We start from the raw sequence: 3231 nt of genomic DNA on the forward strand, positions 1-3231 counted from the left end.
TCTTCTGCGAGCGTGAAAACGAAAACGGCCCCTTGCGGGGCCGTTCCGCGTCACTTGATGCGGTTTACTTCGTGGGCGTCGCCGCGGGTGTTGCCGCCGCCTTGCGGGCGAAATCGCCCGCCAGGAATACGCTCAGCGCCTCTGGCTTGAAGTGCTTGCGGATGGCGGCATTGACCTGGTCCACCGTCAACGCCGCGTACTTCGCGTCCAGATCGGCGGTGAACTGCATCGTGCGGCCATAGAACAGCTGGTCGGTCAGCATGCCGGCGACAGTCCCGTCTTCGGCGCGCGCCTGCTGGCGCTCGGTCAGCGTGCCGGCCACGGCGTCCTTCAGTTCCTCGGCGGTGATGCCGTCCTTGACCAGCCTGGCCAGCTCTTCGCGCACCAGCGCTTCCACCTTCGCCATGTTCTCCGGCGCGGCGATGGCCTGGATGCTCAGGCTGCCGGCGTCGTCCTTGYCGCTCGGGCTGTCGTCGGCGCGCACGCCGCTGGAAACGCCGTAGCTCAGGCCTTCCTGCTGGCGGATGCGGTCGCCCAGGCGAGACTTCAGCGCGCCGCCACCGAAGATGCGGTTGGCGACCACCAGTGCCGGGTAGTCGGCATCGGTCACCTTCAGCGGCAGGTTGTGGCGGGCCAGCAGCACCGCGTTGGGCTTGTCCGGCGTTTCGAAGCGCGCCTGCTTCGCCGCCACGTCGGTGTACTGCGTGGCGATCGGGGCGTAGGGCTTGCCCGAGGTCCAGCCCGCGAACAGCTGCTCCAGCTGCGCGCGCACGGCAGCCGGGTCGAAGTCGCCGACGATGGCGATCTCACCGTTGGACGTACCGTAGAAATCGCGATGGAACGCGCGGACGTCGTCGAGCTTCAGCGCCTTCAGCTCGGTCAGCGATTCGTCCAGCGTGCGCGCATGCAGCGGATGGCCGGCCGGCCATGGGTCGAAGTATTCCCCCAGTGCGCGACCGACGATGGCGCCGGGCTCGAAGCGCGAGGCTTCCATGCCGGTGAGGGCCTGCGTACGCAGCTGTTCGAACTCGCTCTCCGGGAAGGCCGGGTTGCGCAACACGTCGGCGACCAATGCCAGGGCATCGGCCAGGTGCTCCCGCCGCGTCTGCAGGCCGATGCTCGCGCCCTGCAGGCTGCCGCCCACGCTGCCCTGCGTCTTCAGCTGTTCCAGGCGCTGGTCGATCTGCTCGCGCGTCATCGTCTTGCTGCCGCGCATCAGCATGGCGCCGGCGATACCGGYGGCGCTTTCGCGACCCTTCAGCGCAGCCTCGTCGGCGAAGCGGAAGTTCGCATCGACGATGACGGTGCCGCCGCGGGTCTTCTTCGGCAGCAGCGACACCTTCAGGCCGCTGCCGAGGGTGAAGGTCTGCGTGCGCGCATCGATGTTCTTCGGCGAGGGATCGAACACTTCGCCGGCACTTACCGCGGCGCGTCCGGTGTAGCCGTCCACCAGGGTGGCTACCGCCGGTGCAGCCGGGATCTCCACGCGATCCGGCGTGGGCGTGGGAACGAAGCGGCCCAGCGTGCGGTTGCTGGATTTCAGGTAGGCAGCGGCGACGCGGTCGACGTCGGCCACGGTGACCTTTTCCACCGCATCGCGGCTGGTGAACAGCAGGCGCCAGTCGCCGGCGGACTGGAACTCGGACAGGCCCATGCCCACGGCATTGACGTCGGTGAAGTACAGCTCGTACGCGTTGGCGATGCGCTGTTTGGCTTCATCGACTTCCTGCTGGGTGATCGGGCGTGCCGCGAGTTGTTCGACCTGCTTCAGCAGTTCGGCTTCCGCCTTGGCCGCATCGCCGTCGTTGGGTAACACGGCGATGGCGGTCAGCAGGCCCGGGTCGCGCATGGACTCGCCATTGGCACCGGCGGCCGCGGCCAGCTTGGCTTCGACCAGGGTCTTGTGCAGGCGTCCGCCCGGCGTGTGGCCCAGCACGTTGGCCAGCACGGTCAGCGGAGCGCTGTCCGGATGCGCGAGCGCGGGCGTGTGGTAGGACGCGGCGACTAGTTTAAGGTTGCCGACGCGGCGCACGGTGACTTCGCGCTCGCCGTCCTGCGCGGGTTCGACGGTGTAGAAGCGCGGCAGCACGCGCGCGGGCTTCTTCACCGGGCCGAAATGGCGCGCCACGCGGGCAAGCACGTCGGCGCTGTCGATGCGGCCGGCGACCACCAGGGTGGCGTTGTCCGGCTGGTACCACTGGCGATAGAACGCCTGCAGTTTGTCGATCGGCACGCCTTCCACGTCGCTGCGCGCGCCGATGGTGGTGTTGCCGTAGTTGTGCCACRGGAACGCGGTGGAGCGGATGCGCTGGAACAGCACGCCGCCGGGATTGTTCTCGCCGGCCTCCAGCTCGTTGCGGACCACGGTCATCTCGCTGTCGAGGTCCTTCTTGGCGACATTCGAGTGGACCATGCGGTCCGCTTCCATCTTCAGCACCCACTCCAGGGTGTCGGTGTTGGCCGGGAAGGAGGCGAAGTAGTTGGTGCGGTCCAGGCCGGTGGTGGCATTGAAGTCGATGCCGCGCTTCTTCATTTCGCCGCTGATGTCCGACTGCGTGGGCGTGCCCTTGAACAGCAGGTGCTCCAGCAGATGCGCCATGCCGGTCTCGCCGTAGTTCTCGTGCACCGAACCTACGCCGTAGACCAGGTTCACGGTCACGGTGGGCTTGGTGGCATCGGGGAACAGCAGCACGCGCAGTCCGTTGGACAGGGTGTACTCGCTGATGCCCTCGATGCTGGGACCGGCGACGACGCCTTTCGGTACCGACGTCTGCGCGTGAAGTGCGGTGGGCGTACCCAGGGCCAGCGTGATGGCCAGTCCGAGTGCGACAATGAAGCGGGGTGACGACATCCTCAATCCTCCTTCGGGGCCGCGTGCGTCCATCGCGTGCGGCGAACGCGGAGTTTCGCAGATTTGGCAGGCACTGATATTCATGGATTACGGTGAGATGACGGCAGACAACGGTGCATTGCCGGTGCTCTACGCCGATGCGTACATCGCGGTGGTCAACAAGCCGGCGGGCGTCATGGCGCACGACAGCAAGCTGGCGCGCGGCGAGACCGACTTCGTCGCCGACCGCCTGCGTGCGCAGTTCGGCGAGCCGATCTTCCTGATCCACCGGCTGGACCGCGCCACCAGCGGCTGCCTGCTGGTGGCGTTCGATCGCGAAAGTGCATCCACGTTGGGAAAAGTGCTGATGTCGCGCGAGGTGGAGAAGGACTACCTGGCCG

At 67.2% G+C, this 3231-nt stretch carries 2 protein-coding genes; one reads left to right on the forward strand and one right to left on the reverse strand.

Going from position 1 to position 3231, the window contains the following annotated elements; genetic code table 11:
- Positions 1–64: 64 nt before the first annotated feature.
- Positions 65–2851: a M16 family metallopeptidase gene (locus AC04L7_RS15195; protein WP_475513321.1), complete on the reverse strand. Its 2787-nt coding sequence runs from the start codon at positions 2849–2851 to the stop codon at positions 65–67.
- Positions 2852–2948: 97 nt separating this feature from the next.
- Here AC04L7_RS15195 and AC04L7_RS15200 point away from each other — a divergent pair.
- Positions 2949–3231: pseudouridine synthase (locus AC04L7_RS15200; RefSeq protein ID WP_475513322.1), on the forward strand; the 283-nt coding region annotated here is incomplete at its 3' end.

The organism is Pseudoxanthomonas sp. LjRoot204_2 (assembly GCF_056175765.1).